Source organism: Noviherbaspirillum sp. UKPF54 (assembly GCF_007874125.1).
Classification (GTDB): Bacteria; Pseudomonadota; Gammaproteobacteria; order Burkholderiales; family Burkholderiaceae_D; genus Noviherbaspirillum.
The window spans coordinates 1,799,581-1,818,041 of record NZ_CP040128.1; the positions used below are offsets into that span (position 1 = coordinate 1,799,581).

Genomic DNA, 18,461 nt, shown 5'->3' on the forward strand with positions numbered 1-18,461 from the left:
ACAGGTTGAAATCCTAACGCCGCCGCGCGCTGCGGCATTGAGCCCGCGCACTGGCGGTCGCGCGTTCAGGCCAGTTCGGGTGTATTCATGTATGGTAGCGTGGATCCGCGACGTTCGCCGGCCGCAGCCATTTCCAGCTTCGCCACGGTGCGCAGGTGCACTTCGTCCGGCCCGTCGGCGATGCGCAATACCCGTCCCCAGGTCCACAATTCCGCCAGCGGCGTATCCGGGCTCATGCCCATCGCGCCGAAGGTTTGCATCGCACGCTCGCAGATGGCGGTCTGCATGCGCGGCACGATGGCCTTGATCATCGCTATTTCGCGCAACGCCCCCTTGGCGCCGTGGCGGTCGATCAGCCAGGCGGTTTTCAGCACCAGCAGCCGAGCCTGCTCGATTTCCATGCGCGACTGGGCTATCCAGTCGCCGACCGCGCCGTGCTGGTGCAGGTAGCGCCCGAAGGTGCGGCGCTCGGCGGCCCGCTCGCACATCAGTTCCAGCGCCAGCTCCGCCTGGCCGATGGAGCGCATGCAGTGATGAATCCGGCCCGGGCCCAGGCGCGCCTGGGCGATCGCGAAACCGGCGCCCTCCTCCCGGATCAGGCTGGAACGCGGCACCCGCGCGTCGCGAAACACCAGTTCGCAATGGCCGCCCGGAAAATGATGGTTCATCACCGGGATGTCGCGCACCACCTTCAAGCCGGGCGTGTCGAAGGGCACGATCACCATGCTCTGGCGACGGTGCGTGTCGGCATCCGGATCGGTCACGCCCATGACGATCGCGAACCGGCACAGCGGATGAGAGGCGCCGGAAATGAACCACTTGCGGCCGTTGATCACATAGTCGTCGCCGACGCGCCGGATCGATATCTGGATATTGTTCGCATCCGATGACGCCACGTCCGGTTCGCTCATCGCGAAGCAGGAGCGGATCGTGCCGTCCAGCAGCGGCGCAAGCCATTGCCGGCGCTGCTCAGCGCTGCCGAACATGTGCAGCAGCTCAATATTGCCGGAATCCGGGGCGCTGCAATTGAAGATCTCGGCGGCCCAGTGCACGCGGCCCATGATTTCCGCCAGCGGCGCATATTCCAGGTTCGTCAACCCCTGCCCGGGCGCATCCGCGTCCAGCGAAGGCAGGAACAGGTTCCACAAGCCTTCCGATTTCGCGAGTTCCTTCAAGTCTTCCATGCAGGGTGGATGCATATGGCCGGCCTCGACTTCCCGCCGCCACAGAGGGATGTTCGGCACCACATAGTTATCCATGAAGTCGAGCAGCTTGCGCTGCAATTGCTGCACTTTCGGGGAGTATTCAAAATCCATGATGATCTTTCGCTGTCCGCTCAAAGTCGGGGCCTGAACTGGCGGCCCCGGGGGATTACAGGGAAATCGTATGGCGATCCGTTCCATCATTCAAATGAATAGTTGTGATTGCATTCGATAAAATTTGCGCATACTATTCAGCTCGCCTCAGGCAAGCCGGCGCCGGCCCGCGCCATGACAGGCTTCGCGCTCCATCCCGGATGGCGGCAGGCAAGCGAACAGCGTTCGGCGCCCGCTATCGGTCTTTGGATATCATTGACCCAGGTCAATTTTCAGAATGCGCCGTCTGGGCTAAGCTGGCACCCCATCGAGCCCGGCCTTGCCCATCAGGCATGCCTTTGACGTATCCGGACGCGCTCCACGAGGGCGCTGCAGGACAGGAATGAACATGACATCTGGAACATCCGATATGAACGCATCCACGACAGCTGACGCCGTCCCGCAGGGAGCGGCTACTCCCGCCGCCTTGGCCCGCCACACCTTGTTCGAAGACGCCCAGGCGCTGCTGTCCGGGACGCTGCTTGTTTCGCTCGGGGTTGCCATGCTGGGCAAGGCGCACCTGATTACGGGCGGGACGGTTGGCCTGGCCTTCCTGCTGCACTATGTCACCGGCATCAGCTTCGGCAAGCTGTTTTTCGCTCTCAACCTGCCGTTCTACTATCTCGCCGTGAAGAAGATGGGCTGGAAATTCACCATCAAGACCTTCACTGCGATCCTGCTGCTATCTGGCATGTCGGAAGTGCTGCCGGCAGTGTTCAATATGGACACTATTCACCCGGCGTATGCCGCGACGATGGGAGGCCTGCTGTGCGGAGTCGGGCTGCTCGTGCTGTTCCGCCACAAGGCCAGCCTGGGTGGCTTCAACGTGATGGTGCTGTATCTGCAGGAACGTTACGGACTGCGCGCCGGCGTGGTGCAGCTCGTGCTCGACGGCGCCATCATGCTCGCCTCGCTGCCGATGATTTCTCCCGGCGCGGTCGCCATCTCGCTGATCGGCGCCGCAGTCCTGAACATGACGCTGGCGGTCAACCATCGGCCGGGCCGTTACATGGCGATCTGACCATCACCGGTTGCCGGACTTGTGCCGGCCGCCGCCATCGATTTTCCTCGTTGCGCCGGGCTGATACCCCGGCGCTTCTGTTTTTGCCGATGCAAAAACGTGACCGCTCCCCGCTTCAATGAATTTGAAGGAAAACGCGATACCAGGGCCTGCTTCATATTGTCTATTTATTTGATTTAGGGCAATATGTTCGTCCGAATATATTTTCCGTTACATTTTCCGGCACCCGCAGCCGGCTTCATTTTTTAGGAGAATTAGATGCGTACATTGAAGACCCTTCCCCTGCTGGTGTCGAGCATCTGCCTGCTGGCAGCCTGCAGCACCGCGACCAAGGTCAGCGAACCGACCACTGCCGCCGCTCCGGCAGCACCGGCAACCGATTCCCGCACCGTTGCCACCGTCAACGCCGGTACCGTCGATCCGCTGAACGATCCGAAGGGCGCGCTGGCCAAGCGTAGCGTGTATTTCGATTTCGATCAGTACACCGTCAAGGACCAGTTCAAGCCCGTGGTGACCGCGCACGCCGGCTACCTGACGAACAACAAGACCCGCAAGATCGTCATCCAGGGTAACACCGACGAGCGCGGCAGCAGCGAGTACAACCTGGCGCTGGGCCAGAAGCGCGCCGAAGCTGTGCGCAAGTCGCTCGCCGCGATGGGCGTGACTGATGCACAGATGGAAGCCGTTTCCTTTGGTAAGGAAAAGCCGAAGGCAACCGGCAGCGATGAAGCCGCGTGGGCTGAGAACCGCCGCGCCGATATCGTGTACGGCGCAAAGTAATCTGCTGTAGCGCGTCAATGAGCCTGCGTCTGAATTTTCAGGCGCAGGCGATGCCTGAAGTTGAGCGCCACCGCCAGCACGCCGACGGCGCCGCTGGAAATAGCCGCCGCGGTCCCGGACCGCATCACCAGCCAGCCGGCGCACGCCACGCCCGTCGACTGTCCCAGAAAAAAGCACGACGCAAACGCCGACACCGCCGCGCCCCTGCGCTCCGGCGCCATCTGGGTCGCGTTGATCTGCAGCGTATTGTGCAGCATGTAAAAGCCTAGCCCGCAGCAGAAACATCCCGGCACGGCCCACCACCACACCGGCGCCAGCCCGATCGCCAGCAGCGACAGCGCGATCAGGATCCCGCCCCATAGCGACAACCCTGTTTCGCCCAGCCTGTTGACGAGCAGGCGCGAGCTGACGGCGAACAGCAGGCCGCCGAATCCGAACAGCATAACCAGCGCGCCGGCCGCGGAAAGCGCGAGTCCGAATACATGGTGCAGATGGGATGCAATGAAGGCGAACGCGCCATACAGAAAGCCTCCCTCCAGAAACACGGTGACCAGCACCACGCGCGCCCACGGCCGCGCCAGCACTTGGCGAAACTCGGAAACCACGCGCGCGGCAGGCGAGCCTTCGGCCTTGTGCGTGACGCGCGCGTGCGCCGGCAGGCGCCGGTTCAGCCGCAGCAGCCCGACGCTCACGGCCAGGAAAATGGCGGCAATCACGAAAAACGGCAGGCGCCAATTCCGGTGATCGGCGGCGATCCCGCCGCCCAGCACGCCGGTGGAAAGCCCGAGGATCTGCCCGATCAGGAAGCGCGCCAGCACCGGCTGGCGCTCATGATACGGCACCACGTCGCCGATCCATGCCATGGACAAGGGAATGATGGCGGCGGCGGTGGCCCCGGCCAGCAGGCGCGCCGCCAACAGCAGAGGAAAGCCGGGCGCCAGCCCGCACAGCACGGCGGTCAGTGCGCAGGCGGCACTGCCGCAGCCCACCACGAAATACTTGCCGTAGCGGTCGCCGACCGGCCCGAAGAATAATTGCGACAAGCCGTAGGCAACGGCGAAAAACGTGATGACGTAGGAGGCAGCGCCGAGAGACACGCCGAACTCGCCGGCCAAATGGGGCAGCAAGGGATCGGTCACGCGCAGCGAGATGCCGCTGGCGAATGCAGCGAGTGACAGCAGAGGAACGGCGGTGACGGGAATGGACTGGGCGGAGGCGGATTCCGTATGCATCGGGGGATGGTGGCTATGGCGGTTCGGGAGGTGCGCCGTTGCGGCGAACGCGGCTGCCGCCATTGTAGCCAATGTGCCGCTGGCATGCCGGCGGCCGGAACGGGAAAGGCCGCCGATTCACCAGAACCGCCGGCTGGCGTCACATGGCGGGCTGTACGAACTTCCCGCTCTGGAAATCGACAATCGCCTGTTCGATTTCCGCGCTGGTATTCATTACAAACGGGCCGTACTGGGCGATCGGTTCGTTCAACGGCCGCCCCGCCAGCAGGAGAAAACGAGCGCCATCCGGGCCGGCGCCGACCTCGATGCCGGAACCGGGCGACAGCACGCCCACCTGATGGGTGCCGAGCGCACGCGGCGCATCCGCCCCCACCTGCAGACTGCCTTCGTACAGGTAGACGAAAGCGTGATAATCGTGGCGCACCGGATGGCTGAACCGCGCACCGGGAGCCAGTTCGATATCGAGATACAGCGGATCGGTCGACAAGCCCTGGATCGGCCCCGCCACCTGCCGTTCGCCGGCGTGCAAGGTTCCGGCGATGACCTTGGCGCGTCCGCCCTCGAATTCGACTAACGGGATCTGGTCCGGCTGGATGTCACGATAGCCGGCCGCCTTCATCTTTTCCTTCGCGGGCAGATTGATCCAAAGCTGGAAGCCGCGCATGCGCCCCTGTTCCTGCTGCGGCATTTCCGAATGGATGATGCCGCGCCCCGCCGTCATCCACTGCACGCCGCCGCCCTTCAGGTCGCCCTGGTTGCCGAGATGGTCTTCATGGCGCATGTGCCCGTCCAGCATGTAGGTCACGGTTTCGAAACCGCGGTGCGGATGGGCCGGGAAGCCGGCGATGTAGTCGCCCGGATTATCGGATGAAAATTCGTCAAGCATCAGGAACGGGTCCAGGCGCGTGCCCTGCCCGCGTCCAAGGCTGCGGCGCAGCTTGACTCCGGCGCCGTCGGAGGTGGCGATCGCTTCGATGATACGTTGCAAGGTGCGAACCTGGTTAGTCGTTTCCATGATGCTCTTTCTTCGTTCGATACAAGATCTCGTTTTTCAGGCAGCCGCGCGCATCGGTTCCGCCAGTTGCCGGATCGATGCCGATGCGGCGTTCAGCGCAGACTGCTTGCTCTCTTCGCCCATGTTCAACCCTTCTGCGTACACGAATTCCACGTCGGTGATACCGATGAAGCGCAGGAAATCGCGCACATAGCCGGTCTGCGTGTCGAGCGCGCTACCAGCATACAGGCCGCCGCGCGTGGCGAAGACATAGACCTTCTTGCCAGTCAGCAAACCCACCGGGCCGGTCTCGGTATACCGGAACGTGACGCCCGCACGCGCTACATGGTCGAAATAGGCTTTGAGCGTGGACGGCACGCCGAAGTTGTACATCGGCAGTCCGAGCGCGATCACGTCGGCCTGGCGCAATTCTTCGATCAGCGTATCCGAAAAATCGACCACCGCCTGCTGCTGCGCGGTGCGCTCTTCCGGCTTGGCCAGGAAGGCGCCGAAGCGTTGCGCATCGAGGTGCGGCACCGGCGCGGCCGCAAGATCGCGCGTCACCACCGTTCCTTGCGGATTAGCCTCGCGCCAGGCGGCGACGAATTGATCGGACAGGCGGCTCGACTGACCGTTATTGGAAAACAGGCTGGCGTTGATTTGAAGCAATGTCGTCATTTGAATACTCCTCGAGTTGGTTCGGTAAGTCCATTAAACTATTTATTCAGTCGATAAAAAAGTAGAATATTTAGCGTTAATCAATCTATTTAATAGATAATTAAAGCGAAAGAGCATGATCGAGAGTAACTACATCACCCTGGAGCAATGGCGCACCCTGATCACCGTGGTCGACACCGGCGGCTATGCGCAGGCGGCCGAAGTCCTGCACAAGAGCCAGTCGTCGGTGACCTATGCGGTTCAGAAAATCGAGTCGCTGCTGGGAGTGAAGGCATTCGAGATACAGGGGCGCAAAGCTATCCTCACGCCAACCGGGCAGTTCCTGTACCGCCGGGCCAAGGCCTTGCTGGAAGAATCGCGTTCGCTGGAGCGGGCGGCCAGCCGGCTGTCCGCCGGCTGGGAAGCGGAAATCCGCATCGCCGTCGAAATCCTGTTTCCGACGTGGCTGGTGCTCGGCTGCCTGAACCAGCTCGGTGCGGAAAGCCCGCACACGCGCGTTGAAATGATCGAATCGGTATTGGGCGGCACCACCGAGGCGCTGCTGCACGGGCAAGCCGATCTGGCGATCGCCAACCAGGTGCCGCCCGGCTTTCTCGGCACGCCGCTGATCCGCTTGCGCGCAGTCCCGGTTGCCAGCCCGGACCATCCGCTGCATCGTCTCGGGCGCGACCTGACCCTGCAGGATTTGCGCGCCTACCGTCACATCGTCGTGCGCGAATCGGGCAGCAAGCGCAGCAGCAACGTGCTCAGCGTGGACGTGACCCAGCGCTGGACCGTCAGCCACAGCGCTACCCAGATCGAGGCGTTGCGCATGGGATATGGCTTTTCCTGGCTGCCGGAGGAAAAGATCCGCGCCGAGCTTGCCGATGGCAGCCTCAAGCCGCTGGCCCTGAAGGATGGCGGCGAGCGCTTCGCCCAGCTGTACCTGATCCTGGCCGACCCGGACGCCGCCGGACCCGGCACCTTGCGCCTGGCGCAGATCATCCGCGAAACGACAGGCAAGGAATGCGCGGCGAGGGTCGCCGCGGGCCAGGACGACGCGCCCTAGACTTCACTCCAGCGCTGCATAGACCAGGTTGCGGAACAGCTGGCGGTAATGGTTGCGCTGCTCCGGCGCCTGCATCATGTAAATCGCCAGCAGGTTTTCCTCGGGGTCGATCCAGAAATAGGTGCCGGCCAGGCCACTCCAGGTATAGTCGCCCCGGCTGCCGGGCGTGATCGCGCAGCCGGCATCGGTGCGTACCGCGAAGCCGAGGCCGAAGCCATATCCCGCGCCCGGCAGGTAGCCTCCTCCCGTTTTCGCCCCTGGCAGGTGCGCCAGGTGGTCGCTCGCCATGAAGCGCAGCGTCTTGCGCGCGACGATGCGCACGCCGTCCAGCTCGCCTTCGTTGAGCAGCATCTGCGCAAAACGCAGGTAGTCGTGCAGCGTCGAGACCATGCCGCCGCCGCCGGACAGAAAGGCGGGCCGCTGCGCGAGCTGGGGCAGCTTCACTTCGGCGCCGGTCACGGAGTCGACGCCGAATGCCTGGGCCATGCGGTGCTGGCGCGCCGGCTCCACCCAGAAGCCGATTTCATGCATGCCCAGCGGCTTGAGAATGCGCTCTTCCAGAAACTGGTCGAGCGGCTTGCCGGAGACGCGCTCCAGGATCACGCCGAGCACATCAGTGGAGTGGCTGTACTCCCAGGTGGTGCCAGGCTGGTAAGCCAGTGGAACCTGGGCCAGTGCGCGGATGAACTCGTCGCTGCTCGCCTTCGCGCTGCCGACGCGGGCTTCGCGATAGGCCGCCTTCACCAGCGAATCGCCGAAAATGCCATACGTGAAACCCGAGGTATGCCGCAGCAAGTCCTGCAGCGTGATCGCCTGCCGGGTCGGCTCCAACGCCAGCGCGGGACGGCCGGCCGCATCGAGCCTTTCGACGCCGACCTGCAGCTGCCTGAGTTCCGGCAGATAGCGCGAGATCGGATCGCTGATGAACAGTTTCCCCTCTTCGGCCAGCATCATCACGGCTATCGAGACGATCGGCTTGGTCATCGAATAGATGCGGAAGATGCTGTCGAGCGCCATTGGGGTGCCGGCCGCCGCGTCCTGCCAGCCTAAAGCCTGCTCATAGGCGACGCGGCCGCTCCGGGCGATCAGCATGGCCGCGCCAGGAATCCGACCGGCGTCGATATCGGCCTGCATGCGCACAGTCAGCGTCTCCAGCCGGCGGGCTGAAAAGCCCTGTGGATGAACCATGGTAGCTCCTTGATCAACGTGAACGGCAAATAAGCGAACGGTCGTTTTATTCGCTGTCGATCATACAGGCGCGCCGCGATGGCGGTCAATGAAACGAAAGTGCGGGAAAGAATGCGACGGGAGGGAATGCAAGGCGGCGAGTACGCCCGCCTTGCATGGTAGCGACGACTCAGACGGTGCGGCGCTTCTTGTGAATCTTCGGCTGGGTATGGGCGTGGGCACGCGATTTCGACTTCACCAGGACGATGCCGCCGCGGTGTCCCCGCGCCTTGCGCGACGCGCTGTGCGACGGTGCGCGTGCCGCCAGCATCGGCTCGCCGCTCACGTAGCGCCGGACGTTTTCAGCATCCATCAGGCGCTGCGCGCTTTCCTGCGCGTTGAGCAGCACCATCACCACGTGCTTGCCGGCGGATTGCATGCGCATGATCAGGCAGCGGCCCGCTTCATGGGTGAAACCGGTCTTCGACAGCAGGATGTCCCAGCCGTCGCGCCCCACCAGGCGGTTGGTGTTGCGGTATTGGGTCGGCCGGCCGTTAATGTCGATCAGGTCGCCGCTATTGGTAGTGATGCGGGTAATTTCCGGGTAATACGAGGCGGCCGTCGCCATCTTGAGCAGGTCGGCGGCGCTGGAGCGGTTGTGCGGCGACAGGCCGGTCGGCTCCTCGATCACGGTATCGTGCATGCCGAGTGTGTTGAGCTTTTCGCGGACCGCAGCGACGAAGGCCGGCTTGCCGCCCGGGTAAGTGCGCGCCAGCGCGGCGGCGGCCCGGTTATCGGAGGACATCAGCGCCAGCTGCAGTACTGTCGAACGGGAGAGAACCGCGCCGACCGGCACGCGCGACGAGCTGTGCTTGAGCGTATCGACATCGCTTTCGTCGATGCCGATCTGTTCATTCATGTCCTGTTTCGCGTCCAGCACCACCATGGCCGTCATCAGCTTGGTGAGCGAGGCAATCGGGACTACCGCATGAGCGTCTTTTTCGAGCAGGACCTTGCCGGATTCCTCTTCGAACACCAATGCGTGCTGCGAGCTGAACGGCATGGCGGAGGCGGTGGCGGCTGCGTAGCTCATCAGCAGCGCCAGTATCGTTTTCTTGAACATACGGGGGAGAAGATCTAAGAGTTGTTCTGCGGCATTAATCATATCGTGTTAACGCAGAACAACGTTGCACTAGATCTACCCGATGACAAAAAAATTTTCCATTTTGTTGCGAACACGTCTTGACCTGTTTTCAAGCGCCCCGCTGGAGGGGCGACCGACGCGCAATACGGGATCGGACTTGGGATGCGCTCGTGAGCGGTTCCACGGTCCCGCTTCGGCTTGGCTGGAGCGATCGGGAAAGAAGGCAAGCCGCCATAGTGCTATATCAAGGGCCATGTCGCGCCTGCGCGGGGCCGGTTCCCCGCCTCCGCGTGTCGCTTGTGCTTGAACAATAATGCACGCGGCAATCCTGCATCCGATGAACTTTTCACAACACTGCCATTCAACATACACAAGCAACGGCGCCCAAGCCGACTACCTGCCGGATACGGCTCCCGTCGAGCGCCCGCCGGCCTGTCAAGCTTCAATCACAGAGGAAAGTTGAATGATGAGACACCCAGAGGCGGCCTCTGCCTTCCGGTTCGTCCCGCCGCATGAAGCAGTAAAGGAAGGGCTCACGGAGGAATTCCATCCGGACCATATTCCTTCCTTTGCCGAACCCGAACTGAAACGCCTATACGGCAGCATCTTTTCGTCGCTTGAACATTTCCGCATCTATGGCGGCACGGAACGGATCAGCACCTATGTCGCGCGTCGCGAAGGCAAGGTGGTCAGCCTCATGCTGTTCCGTATCGAACGGCGCACCGCCCACGTGCTCAACGAATTCATCCGGCTCGGACAGCGCGAGATCGTCCGCTTCACCGACACCGTCTTTGCGGCCTACCCGGCACTGCGCGCCGTAAGCTTCAACGCGGTCGAGCTGCAGCTGGAACGGCTGCCGTATCCCACACAACGCTTCAACTGCACCGAAGACATCGCGCTGACGCTGCCGGCCACGCCGGAGGCCTATCTCGCGCGTCTGGGCAAGGCGACGCGCAAGAACATCAAGCACCACCTTAGCCGCCTGAAGCGGCACCATCCGACGTTGCGCCTCGAGGTGTGCGAGACCGGAAGCATCAATGCCTCAGAAGTGAACGACATCATTGCCCTCAACCATATGCGGATGGCCGGCAAGCAGAAAACATCCTACCTGGACGATGCCGAATCACAGCGCCTGCTGCAGCTGGCCAAAACCTGCGGCATGGTTGCGCTGATGCGCATCGACGGGCGCATCTGCGCGGGGGCTATCTGCGCTCGTGTCGGCGACAACTATTTTTCCTATGTCACCGCGCACGACCCGGCCTACGACGACTACCGCCTGGGGACGCTGTGCTGCTACCTGACCATCTGCGAGGCGATCGCGCGCGGCGGACGCGAGTTCCACCTGCTGTGGGGACGCTACCAATACAAGTACTTGCTGGACGGCGTGCAGCGCGACCTGGATCACCTGGATATCTACCGCTCGCGCGCCGATTACCTCCTGCACGGCGCGACGATCCTGGCAAACGCGTGGCATGCCTGGCAGCGGCGGGCGAAATCCTGGCTGCTCGATCCGCGGCGGCAGGATCGGCCGGCATTGCGTGCCGCAATCACATGGCTGCGCCACAAGCACCGCCTTCCGCAGGGCGGATAACACGACCGCCTTTCCGACGCTACGTTCCATGCCGACACGGGAGCCGATCCATGCTTAGACTTGCCATCGTATCCAATGAACTGCCGCCTTACCGCGTACCCTTATTCCGACGTCTTGCGCAGATGCCTGACGTCGTGCCGCATGTCATCTTCTGCACCCAGCGCGAACCGAACCGGCAGTGGGAACTGCCGCCGCTGGAATTCGACCACACCTTTCTCAGCGAGCAGTTCGTCACGATCCGCGGCCGCTACATCCACTACACGCCGGGCGTCGTTCGCCGCCTGGCGGCGGTTGCGCCGGACGTCATCATCACCGGCGGCTTCAATCCGACCCATCTGTACGCATTCGGCTATGCCATGATGAAAGGCATACCGCATGTCGCCATGACCGACGGCACCTATGCATCGGAACAGTCGCTCAGCCGGCTGCACAAGGCCGTGCGCCGCTTCGTGTACGGACGCACCAGCGTCTTCGTTTCCGCCAGCATGGGGGGGCAGCGCCTGTACGAGAGCTACGGCATCCCGGCCGACCGCTGCTTCCGCTCCTGCCTGTGCGTGGACAACGACGCATTCTCGCCAGTCGGGAAGCGGGAAGAAAAGCGCTTCGATTTTCTCTTCTGCGGGCGCATGGAAGCGGTGAAAAACCCCTTCTTCGCGCTCAACGTCGCACAGGAAACCGCGCGCCGGTTGCAGCGCCGAGTGAGCATCCTGTTTGTCGGCGCCGGCAGCGAGGAAGAAAAGCTGCGCAGCGCCGCACAGCGCCGCTCCGAGTTCATCGACGCCGAGTTCAACGGTTTTGCCGCCCACGACAGCCTGCCGTCGCTGTACCGCTCGGCGCGCATCTTCCTGTTCCCGACCTTGTGGGATCCGTGGGGCGTCGTGGCCAACGAGGCATGCGCGTCCGGCCTGCCGGTGCTGGTCACTCCCGACGCGGGAGTCGCCGGCGAACTGGTGCGCGACGGAGAAAACGGGTTCATCTGCGATTTGAACGTCAACCAGTGGGCCAAGCGCGCGACCATGTTGCTCAGCAATCAGAACGTGTGGGACAACTTTTCCGCGCGCAGCCTGTGGCTGGTCAGGGAATACAGCTACGAAAACGCAGCCAACGGCATACTCGAAGCGTGCCGGCAGGCGCTGTTGCCGATGGCGGGAGGCAAGCTGCGCAAGCCGATCTGACCGCCGTTCAGCGTCGCCGGCCTAAGGCGATGCGCTCGCACAGCGCCTGTACGCCGCACAGGTCGAGGCCCGATTCGGCATCGACTGGAACGGTGTGCTGCAATTCGACGTCCGACAGGGGATCGTGGTGGCCCAGCTGATGCAGCAAGACCTCGACTCCCGCATCCGACGCGTCTTCGCCCTGCGCCTTGCGCAGCGCCACGCGCGCGCGCATGGTCGCCTCGCTTGCGCGAAGGTCCACGATGAAGAACGGCACGTTCAGCTCGTCGGCCAGCGTCATGAAACCGGCGCGCTGCTCCTGCTTCAGGAAAGCCGCATCGACCACCACCGGCACCCCCTCTTCCGCCAGCACGCGCGTCAGCGCCAGCAGACGCGCATAGGTGCGCCGGGTCGCATCCTCGGCGTACAGGCCGGCCGCAAGCGGCTGCTCCTGTCCCGAGCACGTATCGCCATGCAGGCGCTTGCGCTCCACGTCCGAACGCAACTGCAGCGCGCCGGCGCACTCGACGACATGGCGCGCAAACACCGACTTGCCGCTACCTGAAAAACCGTGCGTGATCATGATGGCGGCTGGAGCGGTGGAAATCTCCCGCGCCGCGTATTCCAGGTAGGCAAATCCTTCGCGTTCGTGCATCTGTGCTTCCCGGCGGGAAATGCCCGGCTGCGCCGCGTACAGCAGCGCAATCTTGCTGCGCACCAGTGCACGCTGCACTTGGTAGTAGCGTAGCAGGCGCACGCCTTCGTAATCGCCGGTGGTTTCCAGGTAGCGATTCAGGCAGCGTGCCGCCAGACCTTCGCATCCCTGGAAACGCAAGTCCATGTAGACGAAAGCGATGTCGTTGATGACGTCGATCCAGCGCAGGTCTTCGTTAAATTCGATGCAGTCGAACGCCTGTGCCTTGCCATCGAGCGTGACGATATTCCCGCCATGCAGGTCGCCGTGCCCTTCCCTGACGTATCCGGCGCGCTTGCGCATGGCAAACAGCGCATCCAGGCGCAGCAGTTGCTGCGGCACCCAGGCCTGGATCTCGGGCGCCGCTCCGGGTATCGACGCGGCGATCTGCGCCAGGTTGTCGTGCGCGACTTGCCGAAGCTGCGCCGTGTCGCCCCATGGCGTCACGACTGGCGCGCGCGCGGCAGCGAGGTGAAATTGCCCGACGCGCAACGCGAGATCGTCGACTTCCTCTCCCGTCAGGAGCTGGCGCCGCAGGCGCGAGGCCCATAGCGCATCCTGCGGAAAAGCGCGCATCCGGACGCAATATTCGATCGCCTCGCCTTGGCCGAGAAGCGGATGCTGCGCCGTGCCGCCGACGGCGAGCACGCCGAGGTAAATCTCCGGCGCCAGCCGGCTGTTGAGCCGGACTTCTTCCCGGCAGTAGAAGTGGCGCGCGTCCAGCGTCGAAAAATCGAGAAAGTCGAAGCGCAGCGCCTTCTTGAACTTGTACGCGAATTCCCCGGCCACCAGCACCCAGGAGATATGCGTCTCGAAGCGCTCGACGCGTCCGTGCTCGCGTTCGAGCGCAGCGGCCAGCGCCGCCACCAGGATGCGCTGCCGCTCCAGATCCGCGCCCTCGCTCATGCCCGTCCGGCCGACTTCCGGTACAGCCGCTTGACGACTTCAAACCACGTCAGCGCGGCGACGGCCGCGAACACCGATGTCGCCGCCGTCGCCGCGCCGGGTACCGCAAAGTGAAACATGCCGCGCAAGGCCGGCACGTAGACGGCGGCCGCCAGCGCGAAAGCGGCGCCGGCCAGCACGCCCCATTGCGCGGCATTGGGAATGCGGATCAGTTCGAGGAGGCTGTGCCCGGCTGAACGGCTGGCGACGATCAGGCTGAGGTTGCCGAGCACCAGGCAGCCGAAGGTCGCCGCCCGGACCTGGGCCGCGTCTGCGCCGCGCGCCATCGCGCCGAAATACACCGCCGCCGCGGCCGCCAGCAGGCCGACGCCGTACAGCAGCGCCAAGCCCATGGTGCGCCGGTCCAGCAACCGTTCCTGCGGGCGTCTGGGCGGGCGTCGCATGATGTCGCGCTCCGCATGCTCGGCCTCGAACACGATCGAGCAGGCTGGATTGATGACCATTTCGAGGAAAACGATATGGACCGGCGCGAGCACCAGCGGCGCGCCGAACAGCAGGGGTAGCAGGCTCATGCCGGCGATCGGCAGGTGCACCGCCACGATATAGATCATCGCCTTGCGCAAGTTGTCGTAGATGCGCCGCCCGACCCGGATCGCTTCCACGATCGAGCCGAAGTCGTCGTTGAGCAGCACCAGCGACGACGCCTCGCGCGCAACGTCGGTGCCACGCTGCCCCATGCTGATGCCGATGTGCGCCGCCTTGAGCGCCGGGGCGTCGTTGACGCCGTCGCCGGTCATGGCGACCACCTGGCCGTTGGCCCGGAAGGCACTCACCAGACGCAGCTTCTGCTGGGGCAGGATGCGGGCATACACGTGATGTTCGCGCACCGCCTGCAGCAGCTCGGTATCGCTCAGTGCATCGAGCTGCGCTCCGCTCATGATGCGCTCGTGCGGCAGCCCTGCCTGCCTGGCGATCGCCTGCGCCGTGGCGGGGTAGTCGCCGGTAATCATGACGACCTGCACGCCGGCCTGGCGGCAAGCCTGCACCGCACCCGGCACCGATGGCCGCAGGGGATCGGCCAGTCCGACCAGCCCGAGCCATTCGAAGCGAAATCCATCCGGTCCCGCGGGCCACGCCTGTCCTTCATGTACGGCGCGCGCTACCGCCAGCACGCGCATGCCGCGCGAAGCCAGCTCCTGCACCTGTTCCAGCACCAGCGCGCTTTCCGATTCGCCCAGGCGGCACAGGCGAGCGACCGCCTCCGGCGCGCCCTTGGTGGCGACGGTGTTGCCGCCGCCCGGCGAACGCCATACGTGGGTCATCGCCATGCATTCGCTGCTCAGGGGATACTCGTGGACGAACTCCCATCCGTCGTGACGCACCCGCTCGTGCGGCAGCAGTTCGGCCGCGCAGCGGTGAAACGCCTTTTCCATCGGATCGAACGGCAGGCTTTCGCTGGCCAGCACTGCGTACTCCAGCACGTCCTCAAGCGCGGGCTCGGGAGCGCCCGATGGTCGCACCGCGGGCTCCGCGATCTCCCAGTTGCGTCCCGCCGCGATGACCTCCCGCACCGACATGCGGTTTTGCGTCAGCGTGCCGGTCTTGTCCACGCACAGTACGGTAGCCGCGCCAAGCGTCTCGATCACGGGCGTGCGGCGCGTCAGCACCTGGCTGCGCGAAAGGCGCCATGCGCCGAGCGCCATGAAGACCGTGAGCACCACCGTGAATTCTTCCGGCAGCATCGACATTGCCAGCGTAATCCCGGCCAGCAAGCCGCCGAACCAGTCCTGCCGGCTGGCGCCGAACAGGATGAATACCAGGCCGGAGACGGCGACGCCGATCCATGCGAAACGCTTGACCAGGATGCCGATTTCGGACTGCAACGGGCTTTTCGCCGTTTCCAGTTCCTGCAGCGCGCGGCCGATCCTGCCGATTTCGGTGGCGGCGCCGATGGCCGTCACCCGCGCCAGACCGCCGCCCTGCGTCACGATCGAGCCGGAGAAGACCCGGCCCGACTCGCCTTTGCCCTCGTTCCCGCCCGCTTTCTTCTCCACTGGGAACGATTCGCCGGTGAGAAGCGATTCGTCCACCAGCAGGTCATGCGATTCGCGCAGCTCGCCGTCGGCGGCGATGCGGTCGCCCTCCTCCAGCACCAGCAGGTCGCCGACCACCACTTCGCGGCCCGGAATGCGGATTTGATCGCCGTCGCGGATCACCAGCGCGCGCGGGCTCGACAAGTCGCGCAATGCTTCCAGCACGCGCTCGGTCTTTCGTTCCTGGAAGATAGTGATGGCCATCGACACGAACACGAAGCCGAGCAGCATCAAGGCATCGTCGCGGTCGCCGAGCGCGAGGTAAACCGAACCTGCCGCCAGCAGGAGCAGGAACATCGGCTCGCGCACCACTTCCAGCATGATGCGCAGCACCGTGCGCCGGTCTTTCGATGGCAGTTCGTTATAGCCGGATTGGCGCAGGCGGGTTGCCGCCTCGGAACCCGACAGGCCCCGTACATCCGTAGCATCAGTAGTCATGGAGTCATCATACGGCGGCGGCGCCGCGCGTTTGTTTGACTCACATCAAGAATACCTGGCCATATCAAAGCGTGCAGTGAGGCACGCAGCGGCCGGCGGCAGACGCCCGCGCCTCCCGCCATGATCGGCATGGACAGCTATCGTGCCATCATGCCGGACAAGCCATGTTCAGCCGCAATACGGCGCGCTTTAGACGTAAGCGCGCTCGCGCAGCCACTTGGTTGCGATCACTTTGCGTCCGGCAACGACCGGTTCGCCGGCATGGAGGGTTTGCTGATCCGGCGTGCCGTAGGCATCAACGTTGGCAAAAAATACGGCGCATCCCTTTTTCGGCTGCACCTCCAGCCCGATGTTCGGAAACGAGGTGGCGCCGCCCCGCTCCACATCGCTCAGGTACATGACGATGGTCGCAACCCGCTGGCCGCCGCGTTCCAGGTGCTTGCGCGGTCCCGGCAGGCCGGGGTCGAACCAGTCGTAGTGCGGCCGGTATTCGTTGCCGGATTCGTAACGCAGCACCTGCAAGCCCTCGCCGCGCTCGGCCGGCCAGCGCGTAAGCGCCGCCAGCCGCGCCTCGATGCGCCCGACCAGCTCGCTTTCGCCCCGCTGCAGCATGGCGCCGCGGCTGGTGCGGTAGGCATGGATTTCATTCTTGCCTTCGGCGTCGCCCACGACCGGCGAGCGCAGCATGCGCTGCTCGCTGTAGGCGACCAGCGCGTCGCACTCCTCGTCGCTCAGGACATTGCCGAGCAAGACGATGCGCGGCGCCTTCAGCGTGAGCAGGACGTTCACGGTCCGGTCCGGCGTGGTGATGGTGTTGGCCGAAGTGTTCACTTCCGGCCTGGCTTGCAAACCCGGCATGTCAGGGAAGCGAGCGCGCCTGGCTTCCTCGATGGCTGCATGCGCCAGCCGCTGGTCGAACCTGCCGTCGCGCGTCATGACTTCAGCCATGCTGCGCGGGGTGCAGGCGCGCGCGAGGTTCTGGTTGATCCAGAGTTGCCATTCCTGAGGCAAGGAAGCGAGGGCGGACAGCGTCGTCATCTTGGGCCTTTCATCGGTTCAGTCTGCGCCCATGTGATTGGCGCGCCGCTTGAAAGTTCCACGAGACAACAGTAATGAAGGCCGCCGGCGACTTGCTAATTTGGCCAGGCCGGCTGCCGTGCTACGGCACCGGCGGCGCGTCCCTGAGTTTTTCCCAGGGCGAAGTGATGCGCCATTGCGCGATCCAGTCGGCCGGCAGCACCAGACTCAGGGCACCGACATCGGCCACCAGCGGGCCAAGCGCAGCCGGCACCAGCTTCACGTCCTGAGTGAGGGCGGGCAGATGGCTGGCGATTTCCTGCTCCACCACGGGCGCCAGCCACTCGCCGTGATGCTGCCAGACCGTGCCGCCGATGACGAAGACGCGCGTGTCAAGCGTCGCGACGATGTTGTACAGCGCACGCCCGAACCACCGCGCCGCTTCGAACACGGCCGCGCGCGAGGCCTCGTCGCCATCGCGCGCGGCAGCAAACAGCTTCGATGCGCTCGTGTGCAGGCGAGCGCCTATGTTACGTCCCGATGTGAGCGATTCGACATCGCCGCGATTGCCGCAGCCGCACAGCGTATCGCGTTCGCTCACCAGCATGTGGCCGGCGTGACCGGCGTTGCCGTTCTTGCCATTCAGGATATGGCCGTCGACACACAGGCCGAATCCGATGCCGGTGCTCCAGGTGACGTAGGCGCAGTCGGGTTCGTCGATGACGGCGCCGAAGGTGCGCTCCGCGATCAGCGCACCGACGCAGTCGTTTTCCAGCCGCACATGGTCGAAATGCTCGCGCAGCACATGTTCCAGCGGGATCGCGGTCCAGTCATTGGGCAAATCGGAGCCCGCCGTGAGCCCGCCGCAGATGTTCGGCGTAGACAGGCTGGTCAGGCCGTCGGCGCGCACGAACGGGCCGCAGGAACTCACGCCCAGCTCGCGCACCGCCGTCAGTTCGACGCCAGCCATGCGGCATGCCTGTTCCAGCAAGGCGATCGCCTGTTCCGGCAAGGCGCGCTCGGTCCCGGACTTGACCGTCGGCTGTACGACCCGGGCAAGCGGCCCGTCGTTATTGCAAACCATGGCGGCAATCTTGGTGCCGCCGATATCGATGGCGCCGATGTAGCGGGTTTCCATAATAGAACTCT

16 protein-coding genes are annotated in these 18,461 nt (G+C 64.2%); 5 read left to right on the forward strand and 11 right to left on the reverse strand.

Translation table 11 applies throughout. The features are described from left to right. Nucleotides 1–65: 65 nt before the first annotated feature. On the reverse strand, nucleotides 66–1,316 hold the full coding sequence (locus tag FAY22_RS08340; protein WP_146329779.1) for an acyl-CoA dehydrogenase family protein: 1,251 nt from the start codon (nucleotides 1,314–1,316) through the stop codon (nucleotides 66–68). A gap of 388 nt (nucleotides 1,317–1,704) precedes the next feature. Between FAY22_RS08340 and FAY22_RS08345 the strand changes: the two genes are divergently transcribed. Then, nucleotides 1,705–2,376, forward strand: coding sequence for a YitT family protein (locus tag FAY22_RS08345; protein ID WP_246860705.1), 672 nt, complete (start codon nucleotides 1,705–1,707; stop codon nucleotides 2,374–2,376). Here the strand turns inward: FAY22_RS08345 and FAY22_RS21965 are convergent. Beyond that, nucleotides 2,361–2,534: a hypothetical protein gene (locus tag FAY22_RS21965; RefSeq protein ID WP_168204802.1), complete on the reverse strand. Its 174-nt coding sequence runs from the start codon at nucleotides 2,532–2,534 to the stop codon at nucleotides 2,361–2,363. The genes FAY22_RS08345 and FAY22_RS21965 overlap by 16 nt on opposite strands. Before the next feature lie 100 nt (nucleotides 2,535–2,634). Here FAY22_RS21965 and pal point away from each other — a divergent pair, with 100 nt between their 5' ends. Further along, nucleotides 2,635–3,156, forward strand: coding sequence for a peptidoglycan-associated lipoprotein Pal (pal, locus tag FAY22_RS08350; protein WP_146329780.1), 522 nt, complete (start codon nucleotides 2,635–2,637; stop codon nucleotides 3,154–3,156). 14 nt (nucleotides 3,157–3,170) lie between these two features. On the opposite strand, the gene FAY22_RS08355 is transcribed toward pal, so the two are convergent. From FAY22_RS08355 to FAY22_RS08365, 3 genes are all read right to left on the reverse strand, one after another. Further along, nucleotides 3,171–4,388 (reverse strand): MFS transporter, encoded by a 1,218-nt coding sequence (locus FAY22_RS08355; protein ID WP_146329781.1) that lies wholly within the window; start codon nucleotides 4,386–4,388, stop codon nucleotides 3,171–3,173. A gap of 139 nt (nucleotides 4,389–4,527) precedes the next feature. Next, nucleotides 4,528–5,403, reverse strand: a complete 876-nt coding sequence (locus FAY22_RS08360) for a pirin family protein (RefSeq protein ID WP_146329782.1) — start codon at nucleotides 5,401–5,403, stop codon at nucleotides 4,528–4,530. A 36-nt stretch (nucleotides 5,404–5,439) separates the two neighbouring features. Further along, nucleotides 5,440–6,060, reverse strand: coding sequence for an FMN-dependent NADH-azoreductase (locus FAY22_RS08365; protein ID WP_146329783.1), 621 nt, complete (start codon nucleotides 6,058–6,060; stop codon nucleotides 5,440–5,442). A gap of 115 nt (nucleotides 6,061–6,175) precedes the next feature. Here FAY22_RS08365 and FAY22_RS08370 point away from each other — a divergent pair, with 115 nt between their 5' ends. Next, nucleotides 6,176–7,108: a LysR family transcriptional regulator gene (locus FAY22_RS08370; protein WP_146329784.1), complete on the forward strand. Its 933-nt coding sequence runs from the start codon at nucleotides 6,176–6,178 to the stop codon at nucleotides 7,106–7,108. A gap of 3 nt (nucleotides 7,109–7,111) precedes the next feature. On the opposite strand, the gene FAY22_RS08375 is transcribed toward FAY22_RS08370, so the two are convergent. Beyond that, nucleotides 7,112–8,296: a serine hydrolase gene (locus tag FAY22_RS08375; protein WP_146329785.1), complete on the reverse strand. Its 1,185-nt coding sequence runs from the start codon at nucleotides 8,294–8,296 to the stop codon at nucleotides 7,112–7,114. A gap of 169 nt (nucleotides 8,297–8,465) precedes the next feature. Next, the gene (locus FAY22_RS08380) at nucleotides 8,466–9,368 is read right to left on the reverse strand and encodes a serine hydrolase (protein WP_371417383.1); all 903 of its coding nucleotides are present in this window, start codon (nucleotides 9,366–9,368) and stop codon (nucleotides 8,466–8,468) included. Nucleotides 9,369–9,882: 514 nt separating this feature from the next. On the opposite strand from FAY22_RS08380, the gene FAY22_RS08385 reads away from it, so the two are divergent. Further along, the gene (locus FAY22_RS08385) at nucleotides 9,883–11,010 is read left to right on the forward strand and encodes a GNAT family N-acetyltransferase (RefSeq protein WP_146329787.1); all 1,128 of its coding nucleotides are present in this window, start codon (nucleotides 9,883–9,885) and stop codon (nucleotides 11,008–11,010) included. Between the two features lie 50 nt (nucleotides 11,011–11,060). Continuing rightward, on the forward strand, nucleotides 11,061–12,185 hold the full coding sequence (locus FAY22_RS08390; RefSeq protein WP_246860706.1) for a glycosyltransferase: 1,125 nt from the start codon (nucleotides 11,061–11,063) through the stop codon (nucleotides 12,183–12,185). Nucleotides 12,186–12,192: 7 nt separating this feature from the next. Here FAY22_RS08390 and FAY22_RS08395 read toward each other — a convergent pair whose 3' ends face one another. The 4 genes from FAY22_RS08395 to FAY22_RS08410 form a co-directional block, all read right to left on the reverse strand. Further along, the gene (locus FAY22_RS08395; protein ID WP_146329788.1) at nucleotides 12,193–13,764 is read right to left on the reverse strand and encodes a bifunctional aminoglycoside phosphotransferase/ATP-binding protein; all 1,572 of its coding nucleotides are present in this window, start codon (nucleotides 13,762–13,764) and stop codon (nucleotides 12,193–12,195) included. Continuing rightward, nucleotides 13,761–16,295: a cation-translocating P-type ATPase gene (locus FAY22_RS08400; protein ID WP_146329789.1), complete on the reverse strand. Its 2,535-nt coding sequence runs from the start codon at nucleotides 16,293–16,295 to the stop codon at nucleotides 13,761–13,763. Before FAY22_RS08400 ends, FAY22_RS08395 begins: the two co-directional genes overlap by 4 nt. A 189-nt stretch (nucleotides 16,296–16,484) precedes the next feature. Next, nucleotides 16,485–17,333, reverse strand: a complete 849-nt coding sequence (locus FAY22_RS08405; protein WP_146329790.1) for a 2OG-Fe(II) oxygenase — start codon at nucleotides 17,331–17,333, stop codon at nucleotides 16,485–16,487. A 121-nt stretch (nucleotides 17,334–17,454) separates the two neighbouring features. Further along, nucleotides 17,455–18,450, reverse strand: coding sequence for an ROK family protein (locus tag FAY22_RS08410; RefSeq protein ID WP_146329791.1), 996 nt, complete (start codon nucleotides 18,448–18,450; stop codon nucleotides 17,455–17,457). Nucleotides 18,451–18,461: the final 11 nt, after the last annotated feature.

Bases quoted from the DNA above. Each gene is read 5' to 3' on its own strand.
- FAY22_RS08385 (WP_146329787.1), top strand. From the start codon at position 9,883: ATGATGAGACACCCAGAGGCGGCCTCTGCCTTCCGGTTCGTCCCGCCG.
- FAY22_RS08370 (WP_146329784.1), top strand. From the start codon at position 6,176: ATGATCGAGAGTAACTACATCACCCTGGAGCAATGGCGCACCCTGATC.
- pal (WP_146329780.1), top strand. From the start codon at position 2,635: ATGCGTACATTGAAGACCCTTCCCCTGCTGGTGTCGAGCATCTGCCTG.
- FAY22_RS08360 (WP_146329782.1), bottom strand. From the start codon at position 5,403: ATGGAAACGACTAACCAGGTTCGCACCTTGCAACGTATCATCGAAGCG.
- FAY22_RS08340 (WP_146329779.1), bottom strand. From the start codon at position 1,316: ATGGATTTTGAATACTCCCCGAAAGTGCAGCAATTGCAGCGCAAGCTG.
- FAY22_RS08355 (WP_146329781.1), bottom strand. From the start codon at position 4,388: ATGCATACGGAATCCGCCTCCGCCCAGTCCATTCCCGTCACCGCCGTT.
- FAY22_RS08380 (WP_371417383.1), bottom strand. From the start codon at position 9,368: ATGAGCTACGCAGCCGCCACCGCCTCCGCCATGCCGTTCAGCTCGCAG.
- FAY22_RS08375 (WP_146329785.1), bottom strand. From the start codon at position 8,296: ATGGTTCATCCACAGGGCTTTTCAGCCCGCCGGCTGGAGACGCTGACT.
- FAY22_RS08405 (WP_146329790.1), bottom strand. From the start codon at position 17,333: ATGACGACGCTGTCCGCCCTCGCTTCCTTGCCTCAGGAATGGCAACTC.
- FAY22_RS21965 (WP_168204802.1), bottom strand. From the start codon at position 2,534: ATGAAGCAGGCCCTGGTATCGCGTTTTCCTTCAAATTCATTGAAGCGG.
- FAY22_RS08400 (WP_146329789.1), bottom strand. From the start codon at position 16,295: ATGACTACTGATGCTACGGATGTACGGGGCCTGTCGGGTTCCGAGGCG.
- FAY22_RS08410 (WP_146329791.1), bottom strand. From the start codon at position 18,450: ATGGAAACCCGCTACATCGGCGCCATCGATATCGGCGGCACCAAGATT.
- FAY22_RS08365 (WP_146329783.1), bottom strand. From the start codon at position 6,060: ATGACGACATTGCTTCAAATCAACGCCAGCCTGTTTTCCAATAACGGT.
- FAY22_RS08390 (WP_246860706.1), top strand. From the start codon at position 11,061: ATGCTTAGACTTGCCATCGTATCCAATGAACTGCCGCCTTACCGCGTA.
- FAY22_RS08395 (WP_146329788.1), bottom strand. From the start codon at position 13,764: ATGAGCGAGGGCGCGGATCTGGAGCGGCAGCGCATCCTGGTGGCGGCG.
- FAY22_RS08345 (WP_246860705.1), top strand. From the start codon at position 1,705: ATGACATCTGGAACATCCGATATGAACGCATCCACGACAGCTGACGCC.